We start from the raw sequence: 16,850 nt of genomic DNA, 5'->3' as shown, positions 1-16,850 counted from the left end.
ACTAAATTACCTCCGTTTCTACTAATTCATGCTCGTTTCTGTCTTCGCTTGTATCTTCATTGGTGCTGTGCATCTCTGCTGTTTCAGACTGCAAGTATTCCACCAATTCTTCTCGGTTCATGGCACTTTCCACACGAATGGTCGCAAAGATTTCGCCTTCCACTCGCAACAATTCATCTTGTTTTTGCTTGATCCCCGATTGCAATTTTGAAAGATTGGCTTTGCTTTTTTCAATTTCCTTTTCTAAACGTGTGGCAGTAGCTTGTAATTTCTTTAGTTTATCCATTGTTCTCCACCTCTTCCTTGTCTTTTTGTGTTGGCTCTGGTGCTTTCACATACGAATTTCGATTGGTGGACGTAGGCAACACCAACGTCACTCGTTCGATTTTGTTGACCAAAAAGGCTTTCCCTTCTTTTTTATAGGTCAATCGAATGGTTTCGGTATTCGGTTGATTGACCAATTCTCCTTCAGGGTTGTTTATTTTCTGCCGTTGTGTATTTTTATAATTGACTTCACAAATCGCAATCATATTGGTCGTATCAATATAAATCGTAGCATCTGTCAACACTTGATCCACCACATAGCCTTTATACGCCAAGCTCACAGGTTGTTGTTCGCTCTCTTGTTCCGCTTGAAACATATTGGTCGTCATAAAGGGTTCGATTCGGTGCTTGTTTTCGCCTAAATCTTTTTTCGTATAATAGGCAATCAGAAATTTCTTTACCTCTCCTTCAGATAGAAGATTGGTTTTCTTTTCGACTTTCGGTTGTTTCATTTGTTGATACTTCGAGGCAGTTTGATTGCTCCCAATCGTAATCCCCACCCCTAAGCCAAGCAAAAGGATGAGGAAAAACAACCCGATGAACCCCATTTTCTTGTATTTTTGAATCTTTTCCTGATTATACATAGTCCGTTTTTCCCTCCGTTCTTCTTTCTTATTCTACTCGCATAAAGTATTCGTTGGGTTGTTTGGTTAGTACACGCCACCCCATACTATATGCTCCTTGTACGTTCATTTCACTGATTAAAAAGCTCCCATCAGAATTGACGTATTCCACCATTGCCACGTGTCCGTATGTTGGGTGACTTCCTGCCGCTCCATTCGTAAAGATAATCGCATCTCCTCGTTTCGGTTCGCTTACTAATCTTGCTCCTGGTGTTTGGACGTAATTTTGCACCCACTGATTGGCATTCCCCATGGTTGGATGAATGTGTTTGCCCAACTGAGCCATTCGGTTATACACCCACCACGTACAATTCCCTAACGCATACGCATTCCCTCCCCAACCATCTTTCATTTCTTTATTGGTCGGAAGTGGAGCAATCTTGTCTTTGTATTTCTCAAAATTCTCTTTGCTTGTCCCATTCAAATCAGCCGCACTTCCTGAAAAATAGTTGTACCAGTTCTGTGCCGCTTGAATCCGTTGTTGTAACTTGTCTCCTGGGTTGCCCTCCCAATGTGTTAAGAAATAAGTCGTCAATTCAGGAACGGTCGTGCCTACCTTACTTCCTACGGTGTTGACAAACATTGTCTTACTTGCAGGAGTATCGCCATTCAACATGAAATCTAATTGTAGCTCTAGGTCATACCATTTCTTATTTTTGCTTTTCGCATAATTTCTTAACATCGTGCCACGTGTTGAACCGTCTGCTGTATCCGTCCATTGTCCTAACCCAATTCCTCGATGAATGATTAAAGGAAACTTGCCTCCGTAAATTTCATTATTTCCCATATTCAACCAATTGTCATCGTCCCAACAGTTGCCACTTGCTCCAACTGGAGGTTTGAGATAATCCCCCTCTGCCCGCTTAGGATTAATCGAACTCTCGATTTGGAAATTTCCTAAAATCGCACAAATTCCTTGTCGGGTATACCCTTTTTTCATTAAAAAATCATAAATGGTTTTCGCTCGATCTGCCATATCTTTTTGCGGAGAAAAATCACTATTCCCCAAAGAAGTCACTTGCATATAGGTCACTTTGGGAAAATAAAAGGCAGGATTGACCTTTTGCCACTTATCACTTTCAACATCGTATTTTTCATACGTGATTTGCAAGCGATCACCTATCGCATTGCCTAAACCTTTTCCTTCGGTTACCGTTTCATTCCCTTGAAATCGTCCTGTGCCAATCCCCTTCAATCGAAGTCTGGCATCTTTTTCTTTGGTAATCAGAAACGTATTTTCAGCAGGAATGGTCAATACCCCACCCATTGGAGCGACACATTCTTGTCCTGGCGATAACGCAACAGAGACACTTTCCACCAATTGAATACTCTCGCCCTCTCGTTCATAGCCAAATCTTCTTGCGATTGGTAAGACTTCTGTTTGAAAAGGAAACGACAATTGCCCGTCCAGTGCTTGAAATTGCGTTTCTTTCGTTATCTCTGACCACTCTGTATAGTCCTCTTCAGATAAGTGATACGCAGTTCCTTTATCTTTTGCCAAACTATCCATAGAAGTAAATTTATACTCAGGTTTACACCCATTCAAATCTCCCCATAATTCCGTGACATAGCTTGCAAAAGTGGATAAACGCCATGGCACCAAATCACTCAATTTGAAATCTTCATAGCGATAATTCATATACAGCAGGGGTTGCGTAAAATCAGTATAGAAAATGTTGTTCTCATCACTGTTTTTCGCATCTTCTTCTGTAAAAGCCTTGTACGTTTTGGTTAATTCTATCTCGTCTTGCATGACTGCAGACTGAGGGGTGGCGGCAATAGCTCCAAGGATAAGAAACAAGAACAACAACAACCCTAAAATCGCTAAAACAAAAGGATTTTGTGCGAGAACACTGGCAGCTTTTCCCACTGCTTTTTCTCCTCGAAACATTGACCGCAGAACAGCACTGGTTTTTTGAGCTTTTTTTGCCTCCTGTATCGCTTTTCTTCGAGCTTTCCATTTTTGCATACTCCGCTTTGTTCGATTCTTCAACTTAAAATCTTCAGGCGTTCGTTTAAAGCCGTTGCCCATAGAGAAGTTCAACAAACGATTGCCTAAACCATACGTGGACTTTCCTGCTTTTCCGACAATCTTTACACTGGATTTCCCCAGATGTTTTGCCGTTTTCACTCGATGTACCGCACTTCTTCCTTGTTGGTACGCTTCGACTGCTTCATTTAAGGTATCGTCCTTGTGCATGGGGTCTAAGACAATCGTTTGAACCGCTTTGGCTTTCGCCTGATACTTCGCTTCGCCTTTGACTTGGTTCCGAACCATGGTAGGGTCCGCTTTTTGATGTGCTTGAAACACTTTCTTGGCGACCGTTTTGTCCCCTTTTGCATCGAGCATTCGCTTTTTCGTCAAAGCCTCTACGGCTACTCCAGAAGTTGTTTCTTTTTTCCTCAAATACCGTGCGTTCTTTCTTCTCAACTGGTAGTGTTTCTTCGCTTGCTTGTATTCTTTCTTGCTTTGAAGTCGTGCAGCTCTTGGTTTGACAACGGATTTGGCTGCCATTCCTTCTTTGACACGCAATTTGATTTCTTTTTTCGTTGTTTTTTGGATAAAGCTCTTTTTATCCATTTTATCCATGAAACCCTCTCCTATCTAAGCATCTGTATTCATCAACTCAAAGAGTTTGGTTTGCTTTGGAATCAAGTTGGTAAATGGGACAATGACTCCACCCGAGGCAATCAATCCTGTTCCTGCTTGATTGTTGGTCACATATTGAATCAATTTCGGTGTTAATTTGATAATCTCACCTAAGCGGTCTAAGACAATTGGCTGTTGTTTCAATAAAATCATAAAATGCGTATTGGAAAGCAACTGTCGTCCTGCTTGCGAATTGAGCAAAATCGTTGGCTCTTGTGTAATCCCTGTTGGGACAGAACCATATTTCCTCACTCGGCTCCAGAGTTCCATAAACCAAATTGCACTGGATTCTTCCCTAAAATTCAACTGCAATTCATCAAAATACAACAAGGTCGTGGTCTTGTGCTGGTTTTCTACTACTTGTTTCCAAATTTGGTCTAAAATCACTCGCATAGCAAACGACTTCAATTCTTTATCTAAATGTTTGATATTGAAAATAATCATACGTGAAGAAAGGTCGATATTGGTTTCATGAGCGAAAATATTTTGGCTCCCAATCGTATAAGGCTCTATTTTCACAGCCAATAGTTGTGCAAGTTCTTCTGGTTGTTCCAACAGCACTTTGTGCCATTCTTTCAACGTGGGCATTTGACCAATCGGTAGGGAACGCTTATACGTTTCTCTTGTCACACGACTAACGATTGATTTCTCCAAATCGCCAAAGTCAGCCAACAACTCTCTGAACAATCCTGTCAGCAGGTTTGCTTTTTCTGACACCAAATCCACCTTTTGGTCTTCATCTTTCAACAATCGTTTGTCTGTAATGCCAAGCATATTCAAATGATTGTGCGTTCCTGTGTGAATATCTAAGATTTCTGCCCCCAGTTTCTTCCCAATCCCAACGTACTCTCCTTCAGGATCAACGATAATGAATTTTCTATCAGGGTAACGAAGAAAGGCAGTAAACACTTCCCATTTGGTCGTCATTGATTTCCCAGACCCTGAACTTCCCAAAATAATGCCACTCGGAGCATCTAAATCCTCTTTTCGGTCAACCGTAATAATCCCTTTCGTCAATTGATTTTGACCGTAAAATTGACCTGTGGGCGATTGTAATTCAATATTGGAAAACGGCACGTGGGTGGCAACATTGCTGGTCGTCATATCTCGCATATAATTCATTTCAACATCTAAATAAGGTTTGCCGATAGGTAAAATCGTGTTCAACGCCTCTTGTTTGTAAGCATTCACTGCTTCAAACTCTACTTGCCACGCACTTCCTGCATCTTTGATCTCTTTGATTGCTTCTTCCAGTTCCTGTTCGCTTTCTTCAGAGAGAAAGACTGTGAAAATACCTGAGAATAGTTTTTGTCCGTTATCCTTGATTTCCTCCATTAAACTTTTTGCAGAATAATTGATCTCAAACGCATTTCCAGTCATCAAATCATCCGGAAGGTGAAGGGAGTCTTTGTATTGTTTCGAGAGTTCAATATTATTGAGTGCTCGGGTGGATTGAATATTCTTCCGAGCCTCTGTCATATCATAGGGTTTCGCATGAATACTAATCGCAAATTCTCGCCCTGTGGCTCGCAATTCTTTGATTAAACGGTCTTCTAAATACTTTGGATATTGCCGAATGTAGAGAACCGCTCCAAATCGTTCGCCCAAACGAAAATAGTTTTTCGTTCTCGGAAAAGCTAGACGGTTCGGAGCGATGAACGCCTTAGAAGAAAGACCTGCTAACGCCATATCTCGATAACTCATAGAGAAAAATGAAGTCGGACGAAGAAGTCCGCTCATCGTTTTCAACCGTTCCACTCCCTCCATTTCCTCCATTTGCAAGTTTAACGAATGTTTCCCAAAGGAATTGATAAAGTTTTCTTTCAAGCGTGCTAACGCTGCTTCTGCGGCTTTCTCATCTCGTGCTTTTGTCGTAAAGACCACATATTTGTCATTCGTGAAATTTCGTTGGTCTTTTTGATATTTGCTTTCGATAATCTCATTCATTTCTTCTCGCAAATCGTCATACGTATCGCCTTGATAAGCGAGTAAAATATCTTTTAAAAAATTGGTTGGCACTCTCTTTTGTTGAACAAAGAGTTGATATCGACTATTGCGGTCAATACTATTCAATCCCTCTGCATACCCTAAGACGGTTTGAATTTGATTCTCCTCTGTCGAAATTTCATAATCTAGCTCGCCAATGCGGTACATTCTGGAATATTCCTTCTCCACAATGTGCATCAACCCAGTTTCAAATTGGCTGGTGTAATAAATCCCATCCCCTACGTTTGGATTGGCTTGTTTAAGCAAACGTTGTGTGCGTTTTTTATTGACAGTAGACGAAGATTCTTTTCTACGTCCACTCTTTGACTTCTTTTTGAGCAATAAACTCATGCTTCTCATACCTCCTTATTTGATATGTTTGGTAAAAACTTTCTTCGTGGATAAAATACAACGCAATAGTTCGCCGAAATTCTTTCCACTTATTCAAAATCAACAAAAATGGATACGTGCCTAAAAGAATAACCGTTGGAGCGGAAACCAACAAGTACACCCAATCAGGAAGAAGAAACACTTCTGCCACCCCTACAATCAAAGCGACCCCTAACAATAGAAAACCTTTGAATTGTCGTTTCGTGACTTTAAAAATACGTTTTTCCACTTTCGATAAATCTCGATAATACTCTGAACTAATTGCCATATTATCCTCCTCCTATCAATCGTTTGGCTAAATTTTGCGAGCCAATGATGAGCACCAACACAACCAGTGCTTTCAAGAAAATAAGGAAAAAGACCCCTATATTGGTCAGCCACGCATCCATACCTGTTGCCACATCTCCTGCTAAAAAATCGTTTTGCATCAACGCTGGATAAATCCCCATTAACAACACCAAAACGACTCCTTGCAAGGCATAGGCTGAAAATTGTTTGAGAAAACCAATGCCAATACTTTTCAACTCCTCACTCATTACAAACACCACAAAAATTGGGGCAAGTGCTTTGAAAATGAACAACTGAATCGCCCGAAGAAAAATGATGATCGTTGCGATATAGCTATTCGTCCAAACAGCAAGTTGAGCAATAGCAGAAAAAAGAAAAACAATCGGTTTTTCAAAGAACCCTACTTTCCCTTTGATTCCTGGCACCGTCATATTGTAGGTACCTTCAGGTAAAACAGAACTCACCCATTTCGATGCTTGAATCGCCAACCACATGATAAAATCTAAGATTTCCCCACTTGCCATGACCATCAAAAAAGCAACCAAATATCTCATGCCAATACTTGTCACAATTTCCATCGTCAATCCTCCGTCATCGGAATTGAGCTTTTTCGCATAATTTTGTAGTTCAATGATAAAAAGAACAATCAGGAAGAAAAGTGCCATTGTCTGTAAGACCAGTGCCACTTTCTCCACCCCTGCATTTAACGCTGGATTATATTCTTCGAGGGTTTGAAAGGTTTGTGCCAAACTTCCATTCGTTGGATTTTTCATGGTCACTTTCCTCCATTCTAAAATTGGATTTTGCCCAATAAACCAATCGCATGCGCTCCTAATCCAGTCGCAGCAACAGCCATCACTCCATTGATGACGATTCCTGTAATGGCTCTTGTGGTCGTGCGGTCGTCTCCAGTATCCAATCCCTCACGTAATTTATTCACATTCAACATAATTCCTACTGCCGATACTACCCCTAGTACCGCAGCTATCAGCATAATAACTTTTTCTGCTTGATCCATAATTAAACTCTCCTTTGATATGTTTTGATTGATTTGCGTAGAGGTAGAAAAGTAGAAAATTCTACTTTTCCACTTTTCTCTTTTTCTACTTTTTGTCTTTGTTCTTGTTCATTTGTTTCTTCTTGCGGTTTCTTTGGAGAAAGACAATTACACGTCCTCATGCCAATCGTCTTCTTCTTCGTAGGGCAAGTCGTCCTCGTCCCCTTCAAATTCCGCTTGGTCAAGAAATGCCGCAATCACATTTCGGATGTTTTCTTTGTAAATCTCCTCTTTGACTTCGACATACACCGATTTTCCTTTGAGGAAATTTGCCGTTTCTTCCGTGTACCCAAACTCAATGTCTGGAATGTCCACCCCATTGTCCTCGATGCTGGCAAGAATGAACCCAAGATTTTCTTCTGTATAATCCGTTTCAAATACTAGGTTGTAAAACCCACTTTGATTGTTTCCTCCTGCAACCAACATTGAAAACATTGGTACGCCTTTTTTCGTTTCTGTAAGTTTGACGTTTTTAATCGTTGCTTGATGTGTCCCTAAAGCAAAAGGTTGGTAGTCTCGTTTAGTGCGTGTTGGTCTTGCGTATTTCATGATGATGTGTCCTCCTTATTTTTTCTGTTCAATGATATGCACTTCATATCCTTGTTCTTCGTACATTTTTTTCAATCGTTCTGCCTCTTGGCGATTCGCCAAGTCTTGTTCCTTCGCTCGTTGTATTGCTTTTTCACTTGCCTGTTCTTGCGTGTTCACTGTTCTACTCGTTGTCGTTTGTGTGGTAGCTGTCGAAGAAGTGGTGGATTGTGTAGCTTTCGTTTCACTTGTCGTAGCTGTTGCCTCCGTTTTTTCTTCTGGCAAGGTTGCCGAAAATTTCCGTTCCACTTCAGACGTTTTTGGGATTTCGTCTTTCTTCTCTGTTGAAGAAGTCGTTTTATTCTTCTTTTCCACACTCGAAGAACTCGTTTTCTCTTTCTTTGACTGGTCATCTACCACATAGGTTTTCTTCTCCGTCACATTGCTGGATTGTTTTGTTGAAGTGACAGTTGTCAAAAGAACCACCGAAAGAAATAGACAGAGTGTAAAAAGTGCGATAGCTGAACCTACAAGCAATTGATACAAGTGCTTATTCGTTCGCCTGAGTCGTCTTAGTTGTAGTCTCAATTATTCCACTCCTCTTTGGTTAATCGCTTTTCTTAGGTGCGTGCCTGGGCGAAACAACGGAACATTCGTTTCTGGGACTTGTATTCGCTCACGTGTTGTTGGATGAATCCCAATATGAGCGACTCTTGTTTTCACGAAAAATGCTCCAAAGCCTACTAATTTCACCCGTTTCCCTTTGGCAAGCTGTTCTTGAATCAATTGAAAGATCGTTTCATGTGCCAACTTCGCTTCTTTTTTTGATAGCCCTGTTCGATTTGCCAGTTCTTCTACTAGCTCTTGTTTTCCAATCATGTGCTTCCTCCTTTCCTTTTTGTAGAAAAGCAAAAAGACAGGTTCGGCACCTATCTTTTCCCAAAAAAGTAGAATTTTCTACTTTTCTACTTTTAGCGTAATCGTGGAAAAGCTCTCGTCAAGTCATTTGATTGCTTATTGTCTTAACTTTCTACGAAGTTTACGAACCCTAAATTGCAATTCTTCACGTTTCAGAAAGACAATGCTTGCAACCAACATAGAACCCAACACACTCAAATAGATTGCTTGTTTTTCGCCTGTATCTGGCAACAAGATGTTGATAATCCCTTTTTTCGGTTTCTCGCCTGTTACTGGCAATTCTGGACGTTCTTCATTGACTTTGTTTACACGCTTCTCTGTCACGTGTGCATTGGCAATTCCGTCCGAATCTGTCCAGTGCTGACTTGCGGTATTCACGATTTCTGTGCCACTTTTCACGTCCTCTTTGACGGTAGTTGGTACGTCAATCTTGTAGACTTGCCCGAATGGTAAAAGAGTCGTATCCACGATTTTAACCTTTTCGCCTTTTGAGTTCGTCGTTTCCACAAAGACATTTGCTGAAACCGTCAATTTTCCGTCCTTGTCCTCTACCTTGAATCGTTTCGTTACATCTTCGCCTTTGGCGTTGTAGACTTTTACTTTTGAAACGTCTACGTCCAATGTTTTTTCATCATAATCATCTTCCATGAATAAACTTATCAATTCGCTTGTTTCATCGAATGGAATCGTGTCTAACCATAACTGGTAGATGATTTGGTCGCCTGATTTGACTTCTTTTGTGTTGAGATTTTCTTTCTCGTTGTTGTCCGTCTTGTCTAAATACGGGTCTTTGTTTGAATCTTGATAACGATCTTTCATCTCCTTGTCGTCATCTAAGAGTTTTTTGCCTGTCAAATCAAATTGTTCTTTCGACAAATCAAACTTATGCGGTTGTGGTTCTGGAGTTTTCGTCTGCACTTCATTTGATTTTTCGCTTGAATCGTTGACCGTTTCAACAAAGGTATTTAACACTTTATCGGACTGTTTGAAACGGAAGAAATCGGCATGGATAGAGAAACCGACTTGTTTGTCTTTTTTTTCGTTGACAACTGTCAAAAATTCTTTTGTCGCAGTAAACGTGACTTTTCCGCCTTTTTCTTCTGACGTAAAGAATGTTTCAGGCAATTGGTCGCCTTTCTTATAATCGCCAAACTCGGCTGTCGCATACGCTCTAAATGTGCCGTCAAATTTATCAAAGTTTTCGTCAAAGTCATCTACAATCGTCCAGATTGTCGTGTCTTGCGTGCGGTCTGGCTGTAATAAGCGTGAGTTCAACACATAGATGAAATCACTTGATAAGGCTACATTGCCTTCATGGATAGAATCGCCCTCATCTGTATTTTGAACGTCTTTCACTGGCTTACTTGGCACTTCAACAGGGTTCACACGTTTTTCCGTGATTTTTATAAAATATTTGCCGTTCGCATCTATTGTGACCTGCTGAGCCGTGTTGATGATTTCGTCATCTTTCAAGATGTCTTTTTTCACCACTGTTGGAAATTCAATTTTGTAGAACTGACCCAACGGAAGTTTCTTCGTGTCTACTACCTGAACCTTTTGCCCTTTTGAGTTGGTAGTTTCCACAAAGACATTTGCTGAAACGATCAATTTGCCGTCTTTGATTTCCGATTTAAACAACTTAGTTACTTCTTCGCCTTTTTTGTTGTAGACTTTCACTTTTGAAACGTCTACGTCCAGTAATTTCTCGTCAAAATCATCAATCATTGCCAATGCTGTGAGCTTACTGGTGTTGTCAAATGGGTTAGTATCAAGCCATAGCTGATACGTGATTTTATCCCCCGGTTTAACCTTTTTCGTGTTCAAGTTGAAGGACTCGTTATTATCCACTTTATCCAAATAAGGGTTGTCGTTTGAGTCCTTGTATCTATCTTTCATCTCATCATCATCATTCAGCAACTTATCACCTGTCAAGTCGACTTTTTTTCCCTCAACGTCAAATTTATGTGGTTGAGGAGCAGGAGTTTTGGTATCTACCTCGTTTGATTTTTCCGTCAAACCATTTTTCGTTTCATCAAACGTGTTATACACGACATCTGCCCATTTGTGACGATAGAAGTCTGCACGAATTTCAAATTGCACAGTATCATTTTTATTGTCATTGATGACTTTCAGGAAGTCTTTGGTTGCGACAAAGTTGACTTTTCCGTCTTTATCCGTTGCCGTAAAGAAGTTGCTTGGCAACTGGTCGCCTTTTTTAAATGTACCGAAGTTCGTTTTCGCATACGCTCGAAACGTACCGTTAAACTGGTCGTAACGTTCATCATAGTCGTCTAAAATTGACCAATCGCTTGTGTCTTTATTTCGTCCGTTACTGAGATTGCTTGATACTAGGCTATACACAAAATCACTCGATAAAGCTACGTCACCATGGTTGATCGAGTTCCCTCCGTCATTTTTCGTTACGTCTTTCACTGGCTCTGCTGGTGGTTCTGGGGTTACTTTGTCAGTAAACACCATTTTGCCTAAGCTAATGATGAATTTGTCGGTCGAAACTTTTCCGACTGAGCCAGTTTCATTTGGGTTCGTTCCGGACTGGTTGTCCGTCAACGCAAATGTTCTTTGGCTGAATGGTTTGGAGAAGTCCGAATTGTTGCTTGCCGAGATATACAGCAAATCTTTTTTCTTGTCGGTCGTCATGTGAATGTAAATATCACGCACATTATCAAATCCGTCAATGCCTTTCGTTTCTTTCATGACATAATCGCCATAATCCAATACCACTTGCCCAAATCCGTCCTCGTCAGTTGCCTCGTTGACTCCAGTTTTCATGACAACAGGATTGCCTTTCGTTCCGTTAATTGGAGTAAAGGTAAATTCTACGCCATTAAACCCGCTTTCCGCACTTTCGCCTACAATCTCGGCTAATTTCTGTACGGTAATTCGTGCTTGAATGATCTGCTCTTCCGATTTGGAGTCTGGTGTTACGATATTCAGTGTTTGATCGTCTTTTTTCTTAATTTCAAAGCGATAAACGTTTTTATCCAACACATACCCCTCTGGAGCGTTGATTTCTTTCCAAACATACTTGCCAATCGCAAGATTGCCGATTGCAAGGTTTAAATCTTTGTCATCAACGCTGATAACAACATTATCCCCATGTTTGACTTCGACCCCATTAATGTAAGAAGTTGTCACTTTCTCGCCTTTTAAGAGCTTGGCTTTTGGAATGTCGCTCCATTTTACAGGTTGTCCTGCTTGGTGTGGGCTTGAACCTGTCGCCTCCTCATCGTAGAATAACGCATACTCTGCATCTTTCATATCCGCTTTTCCGTGTGGGTCTTTGCCTGTGTCTTTGTCTGTTTTCTCAAGGGTGTTTTGCCCTTTGATTTCTTGGTTGGTGCCTGTTGCAGAATCAAAGACTAAAGCCGTTTGGTTGTCTTTCCAAGTAAGCTCAACCACCACAGGTTTGAACGTGTTCCCAAAGCCGTTGCTTGCCTTTATTTCATTGACAAGGTATTTCCCAAGTGGCAAGGTCGCAGGAGTTTTCGCTTCTCCTTTGGCGTTTGTTGTTACTTGGAGTGGGAAAGTGCCTTCTTTCCATTTGGTGTTAGTCGGGTCAACTGGAGTGATTTCAAACACGTTCCCAGCAAGAGAATAGTGCTGATTCCACATGTTTTCTCCACTCTCTACGCCTGTTTTCTTGATAGATATTTGACCCAAAACAGGTGGATTGGCAACATCTGTTTCTGCAAAGACTAATTTTGTTTGATTGTCTTTCCACACCAATTTCGCCTTGTACACGTTTTTGTTGACGACTTGCCCAGTCGGTTTCGTCACGCTACTTGCGATTTCCTGCACGTCATACTCGCCCAAAAGAAGTGTTGTAGCCGTTTTAGCAACCCCATTTTTATCCGTTGTAATGGTGCAAGTCTGGTTTGTTTCTTTGTGCGTGAGCTTAAATTTCAAGCCCTCAAGACTGTACAATCCGTTCGGGAGGTCTTTTCCGTAACCTGCCAAAGTTTTGTCAACGGTAATCTGACCAGTAACTGGCGTATTGACTACGTTTTGACTGGCAAGGACGATTTCAGTATTTTGATCTTTATACTTCAACTCCGCCGTGTAAGTCGTTGGGTTGACGATTTGACCAGTTCCGCTTGTGACACTGCTTGGGATTTCTTTTACTGTATACTTGCTTAGTGGCAAGTATTTCGATTTCCCTTCGCCGTTTTTATCTAGCGTGACAACGTCCGTGTATTTGCCGTCCTCACTTTTAATTTCAAACTGCAAGCCTTCGTACTTGTAGTTCGAGTTTGGCAAACTTGAATAGCCGTCCAGCGATTTCTTAATGGAGATTGTACCTTGCACGGCAGTATTTTCTACTTTAACCGTAGACGTTGCCCCTGCCGATACTTTGGCGGTCATATCTGGGTGGACAGTTTGACCACTGCTTGCCCATTTTCCTGACGTTTCATGGAGTGTATAGTCTCCACTTGGGATTTTCTTCGATTTTCCTTTTCCGTTCTTGTCCAGATGAATGGTATCAACCACTTTTCCGTCTTTGGCAATCACCTCAAAAGCTAAGTCCTCAAATGAATAGTTAGCGTTCCAACCGTTTTTGCCATACTGCAGAGTAGACTTGTCGATTTCAATGAAACCACCTAAGTCCCAACTTGGGAGATTCCCAAAAATGGCGGTTACAATGTCGTTTCGGTCGGTTAAGCCATTGTAGGAATATGAAATGATATTCTGATTCCATTGTTTCAATGCAAGAAACGAAGTGGGACTAATGGTATCGCCATCGGCATTAAAAGCAGCGTTTGATTTAACTTGGAAATTAGAACCGTTTAGCTCTAAGTTTGTGTCATTCCCCACAACGAAAGCTAATGCGTTTGTTTGATCTAAATTAGCCCATTGTGTCGCATCAATATCAGACATTTTGATTGGCATTAGAGTGTCGTCTGGCAATGGTTGTCCTGTATTAGCATTAACTAATTGAACTGCATAACGAACATTTTCAATATATAACATTGACTTACCGTCTGTGTTGCCTCCGCCACCAGAGCCATTTTCATTCCCACCACCGCCTGTTCCTCCAGTGGTAAATTCACCACCCCAACCGATTGTAATCGTGGAGCCTTGGTTTTTTACCATCATGAGAGAACTATTTAACGCTTGCGGAGCTCCGCCGTTTGGTGCTCCAAAACCATTGGCAGATAAGAGTTTCACGTTAAGTGAAATCGGAATGGATTTTCCAGTTGCCATTTCCATTGCCGTTCCAATATTCGAGATTTTGGCAACGTCGCCTACGTTCATCACTTTCCCTAAGTCATTGCCATTGTAGCCGTCACCTTGGAACACCCAGTTTGCCGTTTGACCGAAAGTAGAAAGGGGAGAGCCACCCTCTAACTTCGTGTTACTCGTCCATTGGGCTTGTTCGACAATGTAACTTGGACTTTGTTCGTTCAAAATATTACTCGTTAAGTCTTTGAACCATTGGTCTTTCAAACTACTTGTCGGTGCTTTCAGCACTGGACTAGAACCAATCGATCCAATTTGAGTCATGGAGCTTGGCACTGTCAGGGCAGATACGCTTTGTAAAATCGTTGGATAGATTGGAAGAGTCGGTGCAATCGTATTTCCTCCCAAAATTCCTAACATTGAAAGCACATAGAGCTTTCGTTTCCATTGATTGTGTGTTGTTTTCTTCATGAAATTTTCCTTTCTTGTCTGTGTTTCTTTTTTGTTTGGTTGAAATCTACCTTACGGCGAGCGATTCCTTGTTTTCATGCTATTTCTCCTTTTTTTTTGGGTACAAAAAAAGACAACTTCCTCTCAGAAATTGTCTCTTTATAAGTTCTTTGTTTTTTTAGTTGTATAACACTTCATCTTCTGGTACAAAATCTATTCGTACTTTCTGATGTAATGCTTTCGCAATTTTATTCAGCGTTTGAACTGTCGGAATCGTATCACCATTTTCTAATCGAGCGATTGCAGATTGGCTCGTTCCAACTAAAGTAGCTAACTCTTTTTGTGTAAGTCCTGCTTTATCTCTCAAAGCAATAATTTTTACTGCAAGAGGAAATGCTAAATCAGACTTCGCTTTTAATCGGCGAAATTCAGGACTTTTTTCTGCTCTTTTTTCCCAATAATCATCAATAGAACTTTTAATAGGCATAATCGTACCCTCCTAGAATAAATTTCTTATCTTTCGAGCTTTTTCTTTTTCTCGCTCAGGTGTTTTATCTGTCTTTTTCGTAAAACCATGTGTAATAACAAATTTTCCTGCTTCGTATTTGAAGAACAATCCTCTTTGAATATCATTTCCTTGAATCGAACGAAGTTCAAACAAGTTGTCCTCTAATTTCTTCGTCCATTTTTGCCTTTTCGCCACTTCCAATCCTAACGTTTCCACAACACCAATCATCCAACGGAATTTATTTGCGTCTTTATCGGGAAGTGTCTCTAAAAAATCTTCAAAAGGAATATTGCCATTTTCATCTTGATAATACTCAAATTTCATTTTCACACCTCCTCATTTATATTATATCATTTTTGATATAATAATCAACACCTATTCTTTTGACTTTTTTTACTAAAAAACAGCCCTCAATCACTTGAAAGCTGTTTCTATTAATATTCAATTTTTAACCAAAGGGACGAGCTTTCGCCGCTTCATTAATTTCCTTTTGATCTTCCTCTTGTGTCTTTCCACCAGTATATCCATTATTAGAAGAATTTCCACCACCATTCCCACTTCCACTTGGTTGACTCGGTGCGGGTGCAGGCGTTGCAGGAGCTTGTGGAGCTGTATACCCACCACCTTGTTGCACAAACACTTGAGGAGTAACAGGTTCATAGCTTTCCTCTTGCGTTGCCTGAACGGTTTCAGCTGCTTGATTTGCCTCGTTTGCTGCGTTGAGTGCCTCTTGTTCGGCTTTTTCTTTCTCAGCTTTCGCCTTGTCCTCCGCAGCTTTTTTTGCTTTCTCGTCAGCAATTGCTTTTTTGAGCTTATCTAATCGCTCTTGGTGTCCTTTTTTATCGTTTTCAAGGTATGGGTCTTTTTCTTCGTCTACTGCTTTCTGAGCTTTCGCAATATCTTCGTCTTTCTTGCTCTTTTCAGCAATGACTACAAGTGCCTCTGCTTCTTTCACTTGTTGAATGAATTTCTCTAGCTTTTGGATTTTCTCTGTCGGCTCTTTTTTATCTGATTTCTTGAGTTTCTTAATTAGCTCTTTCGATTTCTCAATCATCTCTAGCCCTCTGGTGTCATAAGCTGTCTGAATAGTCTTCTCCACCTCTTTTTGTAGCTTTTTGTATTTCGCTGCATCTTCTTTCGCCAATGCAACACGAGCTGCCTCAGCTTTGTTGTTATGCACGACAATCCCAGTCCCAACACTTGCTACAACAAGTGCCGTTCCTACAATAAGAAAAAGCTGTTTCTTCGTAAATTTCTTCGCCATTTTGTTCTCCTCCATTTTTTTCTACTTTTCTTCATTCAGTTCTATTAAATTCTTCTTGCTCGTGAAAAAATCTTATATATTCATCTTTATCAGCAAACTCACTTTCTCCCATAAATACAATATGATGTATTAGATGTCCCAGCCATTTTGCATTCCAATGCCCTATTTTTTTAGTATAGCGAAAATCTGAAAGTTGAATGGTAGCATCTTCTATAAAACGTTTCACATCTTTTTTCCCATAAGCAGCACGTGAGGCTGCTCCATAAAAATAATAATCCATCCTCAAATTTCGGGGAATATCTGAAAGACGAATTTTATCTTCTACAATCCATTCCCTAATTAAACTATCTAAATTTGCATTTTTGATTATCTCTTTCATTGCTATCTCCATTCTATCATATTTTCTTTTCATTGCTCATTTTTTCTTTGGAGCTTTGAGATTAACTTGCCCCCTATAATTGAATTATGTTATGACAATTCGCCTTTTTTTTATGTTTATCTTCTTCAGCCTTTTTCCTTAAATAGTCAGTTATTAGCATTAATAAACAAAGAATAAACGCACTAATGACAGCTGGTTTAAATGTTTCGTACAGTTTGATATAAACAGACAAAAAGTCAGATACAAAGTCAAATATATTTTCAAAAAATGCCATTTATAAACACCT

16 protein-coding genes are annotated in these 16,850 nt (G+C 40.4%); all 16 read right to left on the bottom strand.

Features of this window, described 5'->3' with window-relative positions; genetic code table 11:
* Position 1: 1 nt before the first annotated feature.
* Positions 2-286, bottom strand: a complete 285-nt coding sequence (locus B5D30_RS01865; protein ID WP_078806334.1) for a hypothetical protein — start codon at positions 284-286, stop codon at positions 2-4.
* Complete coding sequence (locus B5D30_RS01860; RefSeq protein ID WP_078806333.1) at positions 279-908, bottom strand: hypothetical protein; 630 nt, start codon at positions 906-908, stop codon at positions 279-281. The genes B5D30_RS01865 and B5D30_RS01860 overlap by 8 nt, the downstream gene beginning before the upstream one ends.
* 28 nt (positions 909-936) lie before the next feature.
* Positions 937-3,537: a phage tail tip lysozyme gene (locus tag B5D30_RS01855; RefSeq protein WP_144399445.1), complete on the bottom strand. Its 2,601-nt coding sequence runs from the start codon at positions 3,535-3,537 to the stop codon at positions 937-939.
* 15 nt (positions 3,538-3,552) lie between these two features.
* The gene (locus B5D30_RS01850; RefSeq protein ID WP_078806332.1) at positions 3,553-5,934 is read right to left on the bottom strand and encodes a VirB4-like conjugal transfer ATPase, CD1110 family; all 2,382 of its coding nucleotides are present in this window, start codon (positions 5,932-5,934) and stop codon (positions 3,553-3,555) included.
* Positions 5,894-6,241, bottom strand: coding sequence for a PrgI family protein (locus tag B5D30_RS01845; RefSeq protein WP_078806331.1), 348 nt, complete (start codon positions 6,239-6,241; stop codon positions 5,894-5,896). The genes B5D30_RS01850 and B5D30_RS01845 overlap by 41 nt, the downstream gene beginning before the upstream one ends.
* Position 6,242: 1 nt before the next feature.
* Complete coding sequence (locus tag B5D30_RS01840) at positions 6,243-7,034, bottom strand: hypothetical protein (RefSeq protein ID WP_078806330.1); 792 nt, start codon at positions 7,032-7,034, stop codon at positions 6,243-6,245.
* 17 nt (positions 7,035-7,051) lie between these two features.
* Entirely contained in the window at positions 7,052-7,255 is a 204-nt protein-coding gene (locus tag B5D30_RS01835; protein WP_144399444.1) for a hypothetical protein, read from the bottom strand.
* 171 nt (positions 7,256-7,426) lie between these two features.
* The gene (locus B5D30_RS01830; RefSeq protein WP_078806328.1) at positions 7,427-7,867 is read right to left on the bottom strand and encodes a hypothetical protein; all 441 of its coding nucleotides are present in this window, start codon (positions 7,865-7,867) and stop codon (positions 7,427-7,429) included.
* Between the two features lie 15 nt (positions 7,868-7,882).
* On the bottom strand, positions 7,883-8,434 hold the full coding sequence (locus B5D30_RS01825; protein WP_078806327.1) for a hypothetical protein: 552 nt from the start codon (positions 8,432-8,434) through the stop codon (positions 7,883-7,885).
* Positions 8,435-8,758, bottom strand: a complete 324-nt coding sequence (locus B5D30_RS01820; protein WP_268802084.1) for an HU family DNA-binding protein — start codon at positions 8,756-8,758, stop codon at positions 8,435-8,437.
* Positions 8,759-8,860: 102 nt separating this feature from the next.
* Positions 8,861-14,434, bottom strand: coding sequence for an LPXTG cell wall anchor domain-containing protein (locus B5D30_RS01815; protein ID WP_078806325.1), 5,574 nt, complete (start codon positions 14,432-14,434; stop codon positions 8,861-8,863).
* A 157-nt stretch (positions 14,435-14,591) separates the two neighbouring features.
* On the bottom strand, positions 14,592-14,900 hold the full coding sequence (locus B5D30_RS01810; protein ID WP_078806324.1) for a helix-turn-helix domain-containing protein: 309 nt from the start codon (positions 14,898-14,900) through the stop codon (positions 14,592-14,594).
* A 12-nt stretch (positions 14,901-14,912) separates the two neighbouring features.
* Positions 14,913-15,245: a type II toxin-antitoxin system RelE/ParE family toxin gene (locus B5D30_RS01805; RefSeq protein WP_078806323.1), complete on the bottom strand. Its 333-nt coding sequence runs from the start codon at positions 15,243-15,245 to the stop codon at positions 14,913-14,915.
* A gap of 124 nt (positions 15,246-15,369) precedes the next feature.
* Complete coding sequence (locus B5D30_RS01800) at positions 15,370-16,185, bottom strand: hypothetical protein (RefSeq protein ID WP_078806322.1); 816 nt, start codon at positions 16,183-16,185, stop codon at positions 15,370-15,372.
* Between the two features lie 31 nt (positions 16,186-16,216).
* A complete protein-coding gene (locus B5D30_RS01795; protein ID WP_078806321.1) occupies positions 16,217-16,564 on the bottom strand; it encodes a hypothetical protein in 348 nt (115 codons plus the stop codon).
* 73 nt (positions 16,565-16,637) lie between these two features.
* Positions 16,638-16,838: a hypothetical protein gene (locus B5D30_RS01790; RefSeq protein ID WP_078806319.1), complete on the bottom strand. Its 201-nt coding sequence runs from the start codon at positions 16,836-16,838 to the stop codon at positions 16,638-16,640.
* Positions 16,839-16,850 lie beyond the last annotated feature (12 nt).

Source organism: Pilibacter termitis, from assembly GCF_900167335.1.
Lineage (GTDB): Bacteria > Bacillota > Bacilli > Lactobacillales > Streptococcaceae > Pilibacter > Pilibacter termitis.
Note: the sequence above shows the minus strand (reverse complement) of the source record. Positions and strands in the feature narration are given on the sequence as shown.

What these genes read in the sequence shown, in the direction of transcription:
- B5D30_RS01845 (WP_078806331.1), bottom strand. Translation starts at nt 6,241, where the DNA reads ATGGCAATTAGTTCAGAGTATTATCGAGATTTATCGAAAGTGGAAAAA.
- B5D30_RS01860 (WP_078806333.1), bottom strand. Translation starts at nt 908, where the DNA reads ATGTATAATCAGGAAAAGATTCAAAAATACAAGAAAATGGGGTTCATC.
- B5D30_RS01850 (WP_078806332.1), bottom strand. Translation starts at nt 5,934, where the DNA reads ATGAGTTTATTGCTCAAAAAGAAGTCAAAGAGTGGACGTAGAAAAGAA.
- B5D30_RS01790 (WP_078806319.1), bottom strand. Translation starts at nt 16,838, where the DNA reads ATGGCATTTTTTGAAAATATATTTGACTTTGTATCTGACTTTTTGTCT.
- B5D30_RS01840 (WP_078806330.1), bottom strand. Translation starts at nt 7,034, where the DNA reads ATGAAAAATCCAACGAATGGAAGTTTGGCACAAACCTTTCAAACCCTC.
- B5D30_RS01865 (WP_078806334.1), bottom strand. Translation starts at nt 286, where the DNA reads ATGGATAAACTAAAGAAATTACAAGCTACTGCCACACGTTTAGAAAAG.
- B5D30_RS01835 (WP_144399444.1), bottom strand. Translation starts at nt 7,255, where the DNA reads ATGCTGATAGCTGCGGTACTAGGGGTAGTATCGGCAGTAGGAATTATG.
- B5D30_RS01795 (WP_078806321.1), bottom strand. Translation starts at nt 16,564, where the DNA reads ATGAAAGAGATAATCAAAAATGCAAATTTAGATAGTTTAATTAGGGAA.
- B5D30_RS01830 (WP_078806328.1), bottom strand. Translation starts at nt 7,867, where the DNA reads ATGAAATACGCAAGACCAACACGCACTAAACGAGACTACCAACCTTTT.
- B5D30_RS01855 (WP_144399445.1), bottom strand. Translation starts at nt 3,537, where the DNA reads ATGGATAAAATGGATAAAAAGAGCTTTATCCAAAAAACAACGAAAAAA.
- B5D30_RS01815 (WP_078806325.1), bottom strand. Translation starts at nt 14,434, where the DNA reads ATGAAGAAAACAACACACAATCAATGGAAACGAAAGCTCTATGTGCTT.
- B5D30_RS01805 (WP_078806323.1), bottom strand. Translation starts at nt 15,245, where the DNA reads ATGAAATTTGAGTATTATCAAGATGAAAATGGCAATATTCCTTTTGAA.
- B5D30_RS01800 (WP_078806322.1), bottom strand. Translation starts at nt 16,185, where the DNA reads ATGGCGAAGAAATTTACGAAGAAACAGCTTTTTCTTATTGTAGGAACG.
- B5D30_RS01810 (WP_078806324.1), bottom strand. Translation starts at nt 14,900, where the DNA reads ATGCCTATTAAAAGTTCTATTGATGATTATTGGGAAAAAAGAGCAGAA.